The organism is Pseudomonas sp. FG6 (assembly GCF_057809015.1).
The window spans coordinates 1-15,174 of record NZ_JBMDJD010000020.1; the positions used below are offsets into that span (position 1 = coordinate 1).

Here is a 15,174-nt window from a genome sequence, read left to right on the forward strand (position 1 = left end):
ATGACGTGGTTGTGCGAGCGTCGGACGGCACGCTGTTTGACGACCAGGCGATCGCGGTCACTGTGACGGGCGTCAACGACAACGCACCAGTGATCACCTCCAACGGAGGCGGCGCGACGGCGTCGGTGAACGTGACGGAGAACACCACGGCGGTCACGACAGTAACAGCGACCGACGCCGATCTGCCGGCGCAAACGCTGAGCTACAGCATCGTCAACGGCGCGGATGCCGCGAAGTTCTCGATCGTCTCCAGCACCGGCGTGCTGAGCTTTATCTCCGCCCCCAACTTTGAAGCGCCGACCGATTCGGGAGCGAACAACGTCTATGACGTGGTTGTGCGAGCGTCGGACGGCACGCTGTTTGACGACCAGGCGATCGCAGTCACTGTGACAGGCGTCAACGACAACGCCCCAGTGATCACCTCCAACGGAGGCGGCGCGACGGCGTCGGTGAACGTGGCGGAGAACACCACGGCGGTCACGACAGTGACGGCGACCGATGCCGATCTGCCGGCGCAAACGCTGAGCTACTCGCTCCTGAATACAGCCGGGACGGATTTCAGCAAGTTCTCGATCAGTTCGGGTGGGGTGCTGACGTTCAACTCAGCGCCCGATTACGAGAATCCCCTGGATGTCGGCGGTGCTGACGGCGACAACGCCTACGTCGTGGACGTCCAGGTGTCCGACGGCAATGGCGGAATCGACACGCAGACGATCACGGTGAACGTGCAGAACGTGGTTGAGACGCCAGTGGATACCGTGCCGCCAACGGTGACAGTGACAGGGACTGCCTTGGGAAGCTCGATGGGTTCAACCTCGACTGTCACCTTCCAGTTCAGTGAGACGGTGAGCGGTTTCAGCCTGGCGGATGTCGCCGTGACGACGACGAGCGGAACGCCACGGGGCGTCTTCAGCAACTTTACCCAGGTTGACGGCGATACCTACACGGCAACGCTGACCAGAACCCTGGGCGGCAGCATAAAAGTCGACGTTGCCGCCAACAGCTACACCGACCTGGCGGGGAATCCGGGTGCGGCCGGGAGCAGTGCGAACCTTCCGGCAGGCGTTGCCGGCGAACCCATCAATCTGGCCCTCAACGTTCCAACGGCCGATATCAGCGGCCCCGTGACGATGACCATCAGCGGTGTTCCGTCGGGGTGGACGTTCAATGCAGGCACCAACAACGGCGATGGCACCTGGACCGTGCAGACCAGCGATCCCGGCTCATTGACGGTGACAACGCCCAGCGCATTCGCCGGTGCGCTGGTGCTGGGCGTCAACATGACCTGGACCCATGTCGATGGCAGCCTGGGCAATGCCTTCGTTTCCGACAACGTCGAAGCCTACGCCCCCGGCTCGCCGATCTTCGCCATGTCGGCGGATGACAACCTGACCGGCTCCAGCGGCGCCGACCTGTTCGTGTTCGCCCAGCCGATCGGCAATAACGTCATTCACAACTTTGATGCGGCGGCGGACAAGATCGACTTGGTCGGCTTCACGGGCGTCAATGGCCTTGCGGATGTGAGCATCGCCAACGACGCGAACGGCGATGCCGTGCTCAGCATCAGCGCCCATCAGACGATCACCGTCCACGGCGTGGATGCGGCGGCGTTGAGCGAGGCGAACTTACTGTTCGATGTGAACCCGGTCACGACCAATACGGGCACTCTCACCATTGCCGACGGCGCGATCATGCCGTTCGGTGGCAGCATCGATAACAGCGGCATCATAGAACTGGGTTCCACCGGCAGCGGGGCCGATCTTGAAATTCTGTTCCGTGGTGCGACGTTGACCGGTGGCGGGCATGTGGTGCTGTCCGACAGCGCCCAGAACACGATCTTTGGTGGCAGCGCGGACACGGTGCTCACCAATGTCGACAACACCCTCTCGGGTGCCGGCCAGTTGGGCGCGGGGCAGATGACACTGGTCAACTCGGGGCAGATCCTTGCCAACGGTGCCAATGCGCTGGTGATCGATACCGGTAGCAACGCCATCACCAACACAGGCTTGTTGCAGGCCAGCGGCAGTGGCGGATTGGTGATTGAAAGTACGCTCGTCAACAGCGGCAGCCTGTGGGCGAACGACGGCAATATCAGCGTCCACGCAGCGGCCACGGGTGCGGGAAGCGCGACGATCAGCGGTGCGGCGACGCTGGAGTTCGCGGCGGCCTCCGATCAGAACGTGACGTTTGACAGTGGCGCGGCAGGCACCCTCAAGCTCGATGTGTCGGCGGCGTTCAGTGGCAGCGTCAGCGGTTTCGCCGCTGGCGACAAGCTGGACTTGGGCGACATTGCCTTCGGCGCCAACACGCAAATCACCTATGCGGCGAATGACACCGGCACCGGCGGCCTGCTGACCGTGAGCGACGGTGCGCATTCGACGCAAGTCACGCTGAATGGCCAATACGCGGCGGCGGGTTTGCAGGCAAACGCCGAAGGCGGTGGCAGTGAATTGGCCTACGATGCAACCGCGGCAAACCACACGATGCTGGGTGGCCTGGCCGACGACACCCTGGTCGGCGGTGCGGGTGACGATCTGTTCGTCGGCGGGCTGGGCAACGACACACTCAACGGCGGCCTCGGCAACGACACCTTCGTGTTTGCTGCGGCAGGTTTCGGCAACGACTCGGTCCAGGGCTTCGATGTCAATCCGAGCGGCGGGCAGGACTTGCTCGATATCGCGGGACTGGGCATCACCAGCGAGACGTTCGCCGCCCACGTGAACATCGTGGCTGACGGGGCAGACACGGTGATCGGGATCGGAGCGGATTCTATTCGCTTGGTCGGTGTTCACAGTGTGGATATCGATCAGACGGACTTTATCCTGACGACATGAGGTGTTTGCGGCTGGCCACCCATTGTCATGGGGTGGCCCTACTTGGGTTTGACGACTAGCCTTCCCCTCATTCGCACAAGGGAAGCGAGGAAATCATGCCCCACCGCCAGCCACTCCATCGAGACGGTTACGCCCTGCTCCGTGGAGCGATCCCCGCCGAATGGCTGGATGAATTGCGTGCCGTGTTCGATGCCGGTGTGCGGCCCTCGGAACAATGGCCCGTGCCCCGCGACGTGGATTGGCGCTGTTCGATGCTGGACGATGCGGCAAAGGTTCAGGCGGTGTGTCGCCTGCCCCAGGTGCTGGCGGTGGCGGGCGAGTTGATTGGGGAGCGGTTTTTCCTCTCCCAAGTGGAGGGCCGCGAGCCCCTTGGCGGTGGCGGTCACCAGCAACTGCACCGCGATTTGTCGGCCCAACGCCCCGGCGACATCGCCATGGCCCTGGCCTTTTTCGACGATTACGGCCCCGAGAACGGCGCGACGCGGATCGTCCCCGCCAGTCATCGTCCCGCGCCGGGAGAGCCGCCCTTCGACTTCAGCGACGAGTCCCGCGCGGTACAGCTTTGCGGCGCTGCGGGGGACATCCTGGTGTTCGATGTGGATCTGGTGCACGGGGGCAGTTTGAATGTGCTGGGTGGACGTCGTCGGTCGATCTTGTTCAGCTATTGGTCGCAAGTGTTGTATGCGTCGCACCTGGAAACTGCGGGACTGCGCAATGTTCGGATGGATACGCGGGAGCGGTTCGAGCCGTTGGGTTTTGAGAGTCGGGGCTGAACGGCAGCGGTGTTTTCAAGCAAATGCATCAGTCCTTTTTCCCGAACTCGCGCGCACAGCAAACCCGCGGCGGCGCCCATCCCCCCATGGCAACGCCGGAAACAGGACGATGCATCCATCAGGTTTTCAGCATGCTCGTGCACATATCAATAAAAGCTCGAAGCTTTGGTTGATTCTTGGCCGTTTTAGAGAAATAGAGAAACAGTCCGTCGCTGCTGGGGGAGCAGTTGAGCAGCGCGGGTTCCAGCGTGCCAACCGCCAGCTCGCGGGAGGTGTGGAAGGTCGATGAGTAGATGAGCCCCAGGCCTTTCACGGCAAGGCCTCGCATCAGTTCACCGTCATTGACTGTAATGGACCCCACCGGATCTATGCGCACGGTCGAGTCGTTCTCCAGAAACTCCCATCGATAGATGTCGCCCTTTTCAGGCCGCCGAAAGCGAATGCACTCGTGCTGTATCAGGTCGCTGGTAACCTGCGGTTTACCGTGTGCCTTGAAGTACGCCGGTGAACCGAAAACTGCCCATTGGTAACGCTTGCAAAGTCGCACCGCGATCATGTCCTGTGCGATGTAGGAACCGATCAGAATGCCCGCGTCATAACCCTCGGAGACGAAATTCTCGTGGCGGTTGCTGACCGTGATTTCCACGTTCAGGTTTGGCCAAGCCTTTCGAAAGGCTGGCAGCACAGGCTCGATGACATGCGGCAGGGCCAGACGTTCGACAATCAGGCGCAGGGTGCCGGACGGGGCTTGCGCCGATTGCGCGGCGTCTTCAAGGCCCGTGGCGATGGCATGAGCAGCGGGCTCGATTTTCTCCAATAGGGCATGGCCGGCTTCCGTCAGTGACATCCTCCGGGTCGTGCGGTGGAAAAGAGGAATGCCCAAGCGTTGTTCCAGCCGCTGCAGGGCCTGACTGACCGAGCCGGCCGTCCTGCCGAGATCGAGGGCAGCTTTACTTACACTCAAGCGCCTGGCTACCGCTAGAAATTCGGGCAATCCATCGAAGCTTGGAAGGTGGTTCATACGAGTCCTGTTGCAATCTTCGTGCGTGTGACAAGCCAGCAGATTACTCGATTGTTTCGATTTAATTTCGTCTGGATTACGTGCTTTATCTAAATAGTGCATTCGGGTTTAGCCTGTTATTCCCTTCCCGGTGGTGCGACTAAAGTGGGCCCTGTCGTTCATCACCTAAGGAAGTGACATGTCTTTTACCAAGCGATCCCTCGGTTTCACCGCTGTGCTCTTCGCACTCGTGACGGGGGGCTCTACGGCCGCAGCCGAACAGAACCTGAAGAGCGAAAAGGTTCTGATCGTAGTATCGAGCCTGGATAAGAAAACCGAGAATCTGGTCGGGGGATTCTGGTTTCCCGAGCTTACCCATCCGGTCGAAGTTTTTGACGAAGCCGGTATCGACTTCGACTTGGCCAGCCCCAATGGCGGATTGGCACCGTTCGATGGTTTCGACCTGAAGGATGAAGCGAGCCTGAAGTTCTGGACCAACCCCCAGCACCGCAACAAGTTGGGCAGCAGCCTCAAACTTTCCAACGTCGATCCAAGTCAGTACGACGCAGTTTTGCTGGTGGGCGGTCATGGTCCCATGTGGGATTTCGTCAACAATCCAGAACTCAGCAGCATTGTGCGCACCATCTATGAGAATGATGGCGTCGTCAGTGCGGTGTGCCACGGCCCGGCCGGGCTTCTCAATGTGAAACTCAGCGATGGCCGCAATCTGATCAAGGGACGCCGCCTAACCGGCTTCACCGCGGAAGAGGAAATCGCGCGTCATTACGACACAATCGTGCCTTTCGAACTTGAAGGCGCCTTGAAAAAGGCTGGCGGAGCGTTTGAAGAGGCTCCAATTTTCGAGAGCCGCGTCGTGGTAGATGGACAACTGATAACCGGCCAGAACCCCGCATCCGCAAAAGCGCTCGGCGAGGCGGTGATCAAAGCGCTGCAAGCCAGGGCTGAGTGAAGGGGAATGCAGATGCGACAAGTCAGGCGTTTTTTGGGGCCGATGATGGCCGTCGGCACCTTCGCAATACTATGCGCGGCAGGCAGCGCTAACGCTACGGACGTGCACGTGCTGGCCTCAACCGCGCTGAAGCCGCTCTTCGAGAAGGTCGCTCCTGAGTTTGAAGCGATGAACGGTGATCGGTTGGTCTTCTCCTGGGGCGCCTCTTATGGGGATTCTCCGGACGCGCTGCCCGTGCGCCTAGGAGCCGGAGAGAGGGCTGATCTCATAGTGATGATCCGCGAGGCCTTGGATGAGCAGATCAAGCAAGGCCACGTTCGCCCGACAACCCTCCAAGACCTGGCCACCTCACGCATCGGGCTCGCTGTGCCGGCCGGTGCTTCACGGCCCGATATCAGCAGCATCGAGGCATTGCGGCATACTTTGCTGACGGCCAGGTCGGTCGCGTATTCCAGTGGCGTGAGCGGGATCTACCTAGCGACAGATTTGTTCCCGAAGTTGGAAATCACCGAGCAGTTGAAGCCGAAAAGCATAGTTGTTGCCGCCCCAGAATTGGTCGGGCACATACTACTGCGAGGCGAGGCGGAGATCGGCCTGCAACAGATGAGTGAGCTGCTGGCGGTTCCGGGGATCGAGGTAGTCGGCACCCTGCCGGATGCAGCTCAGCGGGTGAATATTATCGCTGCGGCGATCACGACCAACGCGCAACACCACGAAAGAGCAGAGGAACTGATCAGCTTCCTGCGAGGCTCACGAGCGGCACAGGCGCTAGAGGAGGCAGGATTCAGCCCGATGGGTTTGTAATCGTCCACAGGTGAAACCACGCCAGCATCCGATCCTAGTCGGCAAAAAAAGAAACATTCAACGCGAGGATGCCTCATGAGGTTTACGGAAGAACGTATTCTGCAGTACAGAGTCAGTGGGCGGGTTCGTAGACCACACCCACGAGCGGTTCTTGCCACAGCACGGTTCATTCGCGAACTACAAATCCCGAACTAAACTCCCAAAATCCCGCCATCTCAGCCCACCCAAGCACATCACTCAACCACTGCTTTTATCCGCGGATAGGGAGATCTCCGATGCTCAACCTCGACGATCAAAAACAGACGAGAAGCGCCATTGCCCTTGCCACCGTGCCGCCCATCAATAGCGGCATCGAAAACACCAGCGTGGCAGTGGTCTGGCAGAACATTCTGCAAAGTGATGTGCTCCAGATGCTCTCGGACAGCAACCCTCCCCTCACCGGCTCTTTCATCGATTACCGCTACTGGGCAAACGGCATTCTTCGTTGGGCGTTGAGCCAGATGGACGACGCGGGCAACCCGCTTTATGTTTTCGCGGTCCCGTCGTGGGAAACGGGTTTCGACGCCAACGGCAATCCCGTCGTCGGGGCGTTTCTGTTTCCGGTGGGCACTCAGGTCACCGTGCTCCAACCCACCGACGACGAACTCAACGCCGCGCTGGCAAGCGCCTACGGCAACCAGCCGCCCTTGACGCTGACGCCGAATCAGACCGGCGATCCCGACGAGCGTCGCTGGGCCGCCGCCGCCCACGCCTATGCCCTGACGCAAAGCGACGCCAACGGCAACGCCTACGTGGCCGGCATCCCGAGCTGGGAAATGGCGATCGAGAACGGCCAGACCTACCGAGGCGTCTTCGCCTTCAGCAACACACCCGGTATCCAGGTGCTCAAGGCCGGGCGCGCCGCGCTGATGGATCAGATCATGGCGGGCATTCTGGAACCCTTGAACAATGCGAACCTGATGGATTCGGATATGAGTGTCCTCGCCGTGGCCGCCAATCGATGGGCCATGCGCTACGGTGGCGTATGCGGCGCGGGGACCTTTGGCTATTGCTCCGCCAAGTACGACGTGGAGAGCGAGTGGTACACCATCTTCACCCACGACATCGTCATCTGCTTCGCGCCACAGCAGCCAACCATGGACTTGCTGCAATCGATCGTCGATCAGCCCGCCGTGGCCTGGCCTGATTTCAACAATGCCTACTCGGCGCTGTGCATTGCGCTCGGCAATATCATCAACGGGGCCGGTTCCAATGACCCGCTCGATCCGCGCGCGCTTGCAATAGCCTCCCCGGCCTGGTCTCCGACCACCGTCGCCACCCAGCTCGACAGCTGGCTGCAGTTCGATGCAAGTGGCAATTACAGCCTGTCTTCCGCCGCCCCCGGCGCGCCGACGGGGGTGGCCGCCGATGACTGGCTCCAGATCATCTATACGGTCTGGCAGGAAATGAGCGCCATCGGGCAACTGCAATCGCTGTACACCTACACCCAAGGCACCCTGAATTCAGCCCAGGGCACGGCCAATACCCTGATAAGCGGCGCGATCGCCAACATGCAGGCCAAGACCGATGACAGCACGCTGCTGGACTTCGTCCAACTGCTCAAGGATCTGGGTTACTCGCTGGTGTGGTTTTTCCCCGAAGCCGTCGCCCCCTGGGCCAACCTTGCGGTGGTGGCCGTAACCGACGTCATCCGCGTGGTCACCAGCGCCCTCGACGGGACGCCCAGTTCGATCACCATCGGCCAATATTGGGATCAGGTCGCCGACTCCTTCGAGGCGAGCAATACGAGCCTCGGTAACTTCTACACGACCCTCGCCAGCGACCACGGGCGCCTGATGAATTTCTACCGCTACGCCGACAACGGCAACCTGCCGATACCCACCGGCAGCAACGGCGGCTCCTCTACCTCGGACGGCGACAGCTCCACCGCAACCGCCATGGCCAACGGGCTGATGTTGCAGGCCTACCAGAATCTGATGCCGCTCTTCTGGGCCATCGCCTGGGCCTGCCCCGATCCGCTCAGCGGCCATGGGTATGACGCCTACTCGACACTCACCATTCCCATGGCGCCCGAGGGCACCTATGTCGAGGAAACGTATTACGAGTTCGCGATCATCTGGAGCAGCAGCAACATCATCAAAAGCTATCCAACGCAGCCGATGATGACGGACCTCACCGTCACACTGAACGTCAACCTGATGGACATCCTGGCGCGGACCGACCCCTGGCTAGGTGTCGCCAGTTGGTTTGGCTGGTTCCTTGGTAATCAGGTCAACTTGCTAGGGCCGTATACGCGCTAGTAGGTAAAGTTCTCTGCGGCGGATCGAATCCGGGCTTTAATGGCCACGCTTGCGCCTCACAGCGTTTCCGCTGCCCTGCATTTATCTGATCAAGGAAGAACGACAACGCAGCAGGCGCGATTTGAGCGCCTGCGCAGTCTCTCCGGGAGCCCGGAGAAACAGCGACCGGACGCTAGGTCCGGCCGCTGTCATGAAGGGATACGCTATCTAGGCATCAAGCACTTTTAGTTTTGTAGTATTCGTCGGAGCGAACCCATTTCCCCAGGTCCACATTCCTCCAATCGGGCTTGGCGGCACTGAAGAGTGCCCCTGGGCCCGTCCGTGATTTATCGACAGTTTCTATGTCGGAAAACGAAACCGTGTCACGTCGACCTTCGTAGACAGTGCTTCTGAGCACAAACGTGCCGTTCTTCTCATTGATGCTTTCCAGAACGCCTTGTTCCGCCAGCGGGTTGCCGCCTCCGCTCCTTGTCTTGCGCCAGACCAGCAGATACTGGTTGAGCGACTGCTTGAGCTCGGCCGCCACCTGAGCACGGGTGACATACTCATTGACATAAGCATCACAGGCTTCCCTGACGGGGCTGGTGATATTTCTGATCTGCCGCTCCTTGTTGTAGTAATCCTGATAGGGATCCACCCCGACCTCTTCAGAGGCATAGATGGAGCTCTGGCTTGCGAGGTGGTGGTAGGCGTCGGCGTAGGCCATTTCGGCGGCGGCCGCATCGGCAATGGAGTCGCTGCTGTTTTTGCCGGGTGCCACTTTGGCTGCGTCGTCGGCTACGGATTTGATGGCATCGGTGATGAGGTTGTTGTCCGCATCTTGTGCTTCAAGGTAGGCGGTATGGGCTTGCTCGTAGGCGATGTAGGCGGCTTCCAGCGTCTTGTTGTCAGCCTTCGCTTTAGTGGCGGCCTCAACTGCCTTGCAGGCTTTGTCGAAGTTGACTATTGGTGCGCCCTGGTCAAGAGCGACAGTAAACACCCCCCAGACCAGTGCGTACACTTGGGCGTCCCGCAGCGCCCGGACCACGTTGGGATCAGTTGCGTTGTCCTTGTTTTCGATGATGGTAGCGAGGCGATTTTTTACCGCGTCGTAGGTTTTGCAATCGCGAATACTCGAAAGCAACACATCCAGTTCTGTAGCCATAAAAACGGACTCCTTGTCCGATTAGATTGGAGAGGCGCTGGCACTTTTGATTGCCAGCCTGTCCATGTATAGGCCAGCTTTTGAGAGGCTGCCACTTTCAATAAGTTTTTTTCTTACAATGACTTACAGGTGAGGAACCAGTGGATTCGGGAGTCACGTCGCCACCGGCATCGACTGTTCACTGTCGGTGCCGGACATAAAGTATCGAGCCGCCCCCTGAGGTGCTTCTCTTCTGCAGCTCAAACGTCTGCGGATACCCTTTAATCAACTCGCTCAGTTTTTTGTAACCATGGGTCCGAGGGTCGAACTCGGGCCTCAGCTTGCTGATGTTGGTGCCCAGCGTCCCCAAGAGCGCCCAGCCCTCCTCGTCGGCGGTATCATCCAAGATCTTTGCGATGAAACCGACCGGCGCGCTGGGCAGTTTCTTTATCTTTGGTGCACTTGTGATTTTAATAGTCTCGAGGGGTGCGAGTGGTTCGGGGTCGGGTCGATCATGTCCATTACTCGCAGCCCCCACCCCTGCGCTGCGCAGCAATTCGGTGTAGATGAACTTGTCGCACGCCGACACGAACGGCCTTGGGGTCTTCTCTTCACCGAACCCATACACGGTCAGGCCTTCCTCTCGTAATCGAGATGCAAGGCGGGTGAAATCACTGTCGCTGGAAACCAGGCAAAAACCGTCGAAGCGTCGTGTGTAAAGCAGGTCCATGGCGTCGATGATCAAGGCACTGTCTGTTGCGTTCTTGCCTTTGGTGTACGCGAACTGTTGGACGGGCTGAATTGAATGGTCGAGCAACACCTTCTTCCAACTGCCCAACTGAGGCCCCGTCCAGTCGCCATAAATCCGCTTGACGTTGGCGACGCCGTACCTGGCAATTTCCTCGAACAAGCCTTCAACAATTGCGGCGGGCGCATTGTCGGCATCGATCAGTACTGCCAGGTGTTTTTGCGTGGAAGTGGGAGCGTGGGTAGCCATGGGGTGTCCTTGAGTGACGGACTTCGATATACCGATGGATCATAGATGAACAACGGCCCCATCGCCGCCCAGGCCCGAACGAGCTTTCTGTTGCGCCCAGGCTGATTTTATCGCCTCGACGCTGGGCACAAACCTGGACGTGTGCTGCGAGCGGATCAAGAAATGTAAGTGCCCCCCAGAAAACCCGGCTCCCCCAGTAGGCGCTGGCCCCGTATCCATAGTCCCAGAGCAAACCGCATGTGATTAGCGGTGGCGACAAGAAGGCAAGACGCAAACAAAGCCCTGACGGCAAATGACAACCTTGGCATAGCTTTATCTACAGTCCGGGTCTGGGCGCTTCATCATATCGGGATCGACCAGCGTTTGCGGTGATGATCAACTTCGCGCCCGGAACAATAGTCCATCACCCGCTGAGTAACAGCCGCTGCAATCGCGCGATCCACTTCAGTCGAGATAAACAATCGAAATTGCACATCCGGCAATTCCGGCAACCCGTGTTCGTCACCCAGAACCGCCAGCCCTTGCCCCAATTGGCTGACGGCCATGGGCGCGACGGCGAAACCGGCCAGCGCCGCGGCCCGCAATCCGGCTGCGCTGCTGCATGACATTGCCGTGCGTTGGGCGATTCCGGCCTGGGCCAGCCGCGTCAGCGCCGCCTCTCGGTAGGGGCACGGTTCGGGAAACAGGGCCAGGGGCAACGGCGTCGGTAACTGGGTGACGGGTTGCGCCGACCAGGCCCACACGAGCGGTTCTTGCCAGAGCAGCAACCCCGCCTCGCTGGTTTCGCACAGTGAACCGATGACCAATTCCAGATGGCCTTGCTTCATCAGGTTCAGCAACGTTCCCGGAATGCCGACCTGCACGTCGATCTCCATGCCCGGATACTGCGCCGCGAAATCCTGAAGGGTGCGCAGTAATCGCGCTTCGACAAAATCGTCGGACACCCCGATCCGCAGTCGCCCGTGAAACGGTGTGCGCGTCAGTTCGGCCCAGGCATCACGGTTCAGCGTCAGGATCGTGCGCGCATAAGCGACCAGGCGCTCGCCATCGGGCGTCAATTGCTGGGAGCGGGTGGTGCGGGTCAGCAGGGGTTTGCCGACCTGCTCTTCCAATCGCCGCATATGACCACTGACCGCAGATTGCGTGAGGTGCAGCTTCTGCGCTGCACGGCTGAAGCCTTCTTCATCGACGACAGTGACAAAGGTCTTGAGCAGCAGGTGATCGAACATAGTTATATACGTGATAAATAGCGCAATGATTTACGATTTATATTTCAAATCAAGCTATGTTGCAATGCGCCTACCTGCCCTACCCACCCACTGTTCGAGGCGCGCCATGATGACCCTTCTGCACATTGAATGCTCCCCACGCAAGCAGCGTTCGGCTTCCCTGGAAGTCGCCCGCAGCTTCATCGCGTGTTATCGGGAAAACGCTCCAGACACCGAAGTTGTCACGCTCGACTTATGGAACATGGCGCTGCCGGAATTCGATGCCCTGGCGATGGAGGCCAAATACGCCGGCCTCAACGGCACGCCCCTGACCGCCGCTCAACAGGACGCCTGGAACACGCTGAAGGACTTGGCCGATCACCTGCACCGCGCTGATGTGCTGGTGCTGTCCGTACCGCTGTGGAACTTCAGCATTCCGTACAAACTCAAGCACTTCATCGACCTGGTGTCGCAGAAAGATATCCTGTTCAGCTTTGATCCGGAGCGTGGCCTGGAAGGTCTGCTGGTCAACAAGACTGCCGTGGTGATGTACGCCCGCGGCCTGGACTTTTCAGCCCAGTCGATCACGCCGGCAACGCGCTTCGACTTTCAGAAACCCTACGTTGAAGCCTGGCTGGAGTTTGTCGGCGTGACGGATGTGCATTCGGTGATCGTGGAGAAAACCATCCTCGGGGAAGACGTTGATCGCAGCGCGCGGGAGGCTGCGAATCAACAGGCCAGGCAATTGGCAGCCAGTATAGGGGGCTGACGCCTCAAGAGAGGGACCTGCAAACGGTGGCGTCTTTGCCGCCGTCAGCGAGCCTTGCCCTCGGCTATGCAGTATGAGTGACGAACGTTGCCGTGTGCCGCAACGACTGACGTACATCCGGTTTGGCTATCCCATGCCTGTTGGCAAACTGCTCGGCCGCCGCTGTATCGAAACGCGTGGTCTGGATAAAGTCCAAGGCTTCGGGTTTTGTATTCAGAAACCGCGCGACGGGAGGAATACTCAGTAGCACCTTCAGCAAGCGGAGCGGAATGTAACGCTTGGGAGACTTTACGCCAACGTGTTGTGCCACCTGTGCCAGGAGTTCTCGCAAGTTGGGCGTCTGGTCATCGAGCGCCAGCAGTTCCTGGCCCGCCATGGCAGGATCAAAGGCACACGCCGCCACCAGCTCAACCAGGTAATCCACGGTCACCAGTGGCAGCCAGTGCTCGGCGGTACCGGGCACTGCTGTCAGCTTGCCCTGCGCAAGGTTGCGTATCAGCGCCACCAGCGGCTGACCGTCAAGGATATGCCCCGTGCGGCTGTGGCCACACACCGTCGCGGGGTGAACAACGGTCATCTCCCCGCCCTTGACGGACATGACTTGCAGGGTCGCAAAATGCGCCTCCAGCTTGCTGCCCTCGTAACCACCGACACGCCGGTAGACGGCGGACCAATCCGTCAGCTCCGGATAATGAGGATCAATCCCGATGCGTTGCAGATGTTCATGATTTTTCAGCATGAAGCCGCCGATCATCACTAACCGGCTTTTTTGCTCGGCCGCCAGCAGCGCCACGCGCTTTGCCCCTTCCACATTCACGGCACGAGAATGCGCCGAGGAAAGCCCCCAGGCGAAGTGGGCACCCAGGTGGAACACGACCCGAGCGCGCCTTAGCACTTCACGGTCAGCAAGACTCAGCCCCAGGTTGTCCCGTTCCAGATCGCCAGCCACCGCAAATACCCGGGCTGCATCCCCTCCCAAATGGTTGACTTGCTCGCGCAGTGCAGCCAGTCGCTCGGGGCGACGCATCAGCACCCGAATGGTGTGACCTTTTGCACTCAGGCAAGCCACCAAATGTTGACCGATGAAGCCGGTACCCCCCGTGACAAAGCACTCCACACTCATTTCCTGCTCCTGGTTAAGGTGAGGAGCCCAGCGTAAACTATCGACCCAACTCTAGGGTCAAGCGGTGTTTTCATGAAAATCGGTGAACTCGAAGCCCGTAGCGGCGCCAGCCGTCATACGCTGCGTTACTACGAACAGATCGGCCTGATCTCATCACAGCGGCGAACCAACAACTATCGCGTTTACACCGCGCAAACCTTGCAGGATCTGGACTTTATCCAGCGCGCGCAAAGCATGGGGTTTTCCCTGGGGGAAATAGGCGAGATTCTGAATGCGCAGCGCAACCAGCTGATCGATTGCGCCGAAGGTGCCAAGCTGATCGAAAAGAAGATGGCGGAAATCAAACAGAAAATCGCCAACTTCCAAGGCATCTATCAGTATCTGGATGAAGAGCGGGCGAACCTCGAAGCCAGTGCCGCCAGGCAACTTGAGCTTCAGAAGCTGAACAACGCTGCCAACTGAACTGTCGGCATCCAGGGAACGGAAGCAGCAAGCCCCCCATATGCATTTTCTAAAACCCTCTGGCAGGACAGGAAGCGCTCGTCCAACAGACCTTGTATGCATCGATATGGACTTCGATCTGTGTCGAAATTGGAGAGTGAAATGAAAGGAAGCTGCGCCTGTGGGGCTGTAGGTTATGAGATCGACAGCATTGATACGCCAATCAGACGCTCGCCGTTGGTCGATAGCGCCCTACTCCCTGCTCGGCACCGCGCGCTGGTTTCCCAACCAGACGCACGGTGCCTGCAGAATCGCCATCGTCATTGATTCTTATGCGATGACGAGGAGGGTTGTTTCTCGGCACTTTCTTCGGCGTTGGGCGCTTCGGGAAAACGCCCCGGCATGAATATGTGGGTCTGTAAGTCGCTGGTATCGACTTCGGCGACGCCGTGAACCGCACGAGCGAGAGTAATGGCCTGGTCACACTGTTTATGGGTGTTAAGCCGGCCACTCAACACAACCTTGCCCGCATAGGTTTTGACATTGATGTGCAGGCTAAGGCTCGGGTCGGCAATCGACAGCGCCGATTTCACCTTGGCGGTAATCCACGCGTCATGAACAGCCGATCCCAGGTCGTGAGAGTACTGCTGTAAAGAGTGCATTTTCATGGCTGAATCCTCTTTCACATCAGCAAGCGCACCTACTATCCCATTTGTCCTGCCGCTCGCCCTGTGCCTGTAAGGCGAACGCTATGGATATCTGATTCGCTGGCGTCTCGCTGCGCAAATATCGGCACACATTTAATTATAGTTCGACCCTGACCGCCCATATT

Annotated in this window: 12 protein-coding genes and 1 pseudogene; 7 read left to right on the forward strand and 6 right to left on the reverse strand. The window is 59.2% G+C overall.

The window, feature by feature from the left end; all coding sequences use genetic code 11:
* The coding region (locus ACODSJ_RS14670; RefSeq protein ID WP_489102412.1) for a beta strand repeat-containing protein at positions 1–2,834 on the forward strand (2,834 nt) is incomplete at its 5' end.
* A 95-nt stretch (positions 2,835–2,929) separates the two neighbouring features.
* Positions 2,930–3,607 (forward strand): phytanoyl-CoA dioxygenase family protein, encoded by a 678-nt coding sequence (locus ACODSJ_RS14675; protein WP_489102413.1) that lies wholly within the window; start codon positions 2,930–2,932, stop codon positions 3,605–3,607.
* Positions 3,608–3,725: 118 nt separating this feature from the next.
* On the opposite strand, the gene ACODSJ_RS14680 is transcribed toward ACODSJ_RS14675, so the two are convergent.
* Positions 3,726–4,730 (reverse strand): LysR family transcriptional regulator, encoded by a 1,005-nt coding sequence (locus ACODSJ_RS14680; RefSeq protein ID WP_489102414.1) that lies wholly within the window; start codon positions 4,728–4,730, stop codon positions 3,726–3,728.
* A gap of 76 nt (positions 4,731–4,806) precedes the next feature.
* Between ACODSJ_RS14680 and ACODSJ_RS14685 the strand changes: the two genes are divergently transcribed.
* The 3 genes from ACODSJ_RS14685 to ACODSJ_RS14695 all read left to right on the forward strand — a co-directional run bounded on the left by ACODSJ_RS14685 (position 4,807) and on the right by ACODSJ_RS14695 (position 8,681).
* The gene (locus ACODSJ_RS14685; protein ID WP_489102415.1) at positions 4,807–5,577 is read left to right on the forward strand and encodes a type 1 glutamine amidotransferase domain-containing protein; all 771 of its coding nucleotides are present in this window, start codon (positions 4,807–4,809) and stop codon (positions 5,575–5,577) included.
* A gap of 6 nt (positions 5,578–5,583) precedes the next feature.
* Positions 5,584–6,381: a molybdate ABC transporter substrate-binding protein gene (locus tag ACODSJ_RS14690; RefSeq protein ID WP_489102416.1), complete on the forward strand. Its 798-nt coding sequence runs from the start codon at positions 5,584–5,586 to the stop codon at positions 6,379–6,381.
* 275 nt (positions 6,382–6,656) lie between these two features.
* Positions 6,657–8,681 carry a hypothetical protein gene (locus tag ACODSJ_RS14695; protein WP_489102417.1) on the forward strand — a complete coding sequence of 675 codons (2,025 nt, stop codon included), beginning with the start codon at positions 6,657–6,659 and terminating at the stop codon, positions 8,679–8,681.
* Positions 8,682–8,895: 214 nt separating this feature from the next.
* On the opposite strand, the gene ACODSJ_RS14700 is transcribed toward ACODSJ_RS14695, so the two are convergent.
* From ACODSJ_RS14700 to ACODSJ_RS14710, 3 genes are all read right to left on the reverse strand, one after another.
* Positions 8,896–9,825: a hypothetical protein gene (locus tag ACODSJ_RS14700; protein WP_489102418.1), complete on the reverse strand. Its 930-nt coding sequence runs from the start codon at positions 9,823–9,825 to the stop codon at positions 8,896–8,898.
* Positions 9,826–10,003: 178 nt separating this feature from the next.
* Entirely contained in the window at positions 10,004–10,801 is a 798-nt protein-coding gene (locus ACODSJ_RS14705) for an NYN domain-containing protein (RefSeq protein ID WP_489102419.1), read from the reverse strand.
* 341 nt (positions 10,802–11,142) lie between these two features.
* Positions 11,143–12,030, reverse strand: a complete 888-nt coding sequence (locus tag ACODSJ_RS14710; RefSeq protein ID WP_489102420.1) for a LysR substrate-binding domain-containing protein — start codon at positions 12,028–12,030, stop codon at positions 11,143–11,145.
* A 106-nt stretch (positions 12,031–12,136) separates the two neighbouring features.
* Between ACODSJ_RS14710 and ACODSJ_RS14715 the strand changes: the two genes are divergently transcribed.
* On the forward strand, positions 12,137–12,778 hold the full coding sequence (locus tag ACODSJ_RS14715; protein ID WP_489102421.1) for an FMN-dependent NADH-azoreductase: 642 nt from the start codon (positions 12,137–12,139) through the stop codon (positions 12,776–12,778).
* Positions 12,779–12,822: 44 nt separating this feature from the next.
* Here the strand turns inward: ACODSJ_RS14715 and ACODSJ_RS14720 are convergent.
* Positions 12,823–13,901, reverse strand: a pseudogene (locus ACODSJ_RS14720) (SDR family oxidoreductase).
* A 72-nt stretch (positions 13,902–13,973) separates the two neighbouring features.
* Here ACODSJ_RS14720 and ACODSJ_RS14725 point away from each other — a divergent pair.
* On the forward strand, positions 13,974–14,363 hold the full coding sequence (locus ACODSJ_RS14725; protein ID WP_489102422.1) for a MerR family transcriptional regulator: 390 nt from the start codon (positions 13,974–13,976) through the stop codon (positions 14,361–14,363).
* 299 nt (positions 14,364–14,662) lie between these two features.
* Here ACODSJ_RS14725 and ACODSJ_RS14730 read toward each other — a convergent pair whose 3' ends face one another.
* On the reverse strand, positions 14,663–15,010 hold the full coding sequence (locus ACODSJ_RS14730) for a BON domain-containing protein (RefSeq protein WP_489102423.1): 348 nt from the start codon (positions 15,008–15,010) through the stop codon (positions 14,663–14,665).
* Positions 15,011–15,174: the final 164 nt, after the last annotated feature.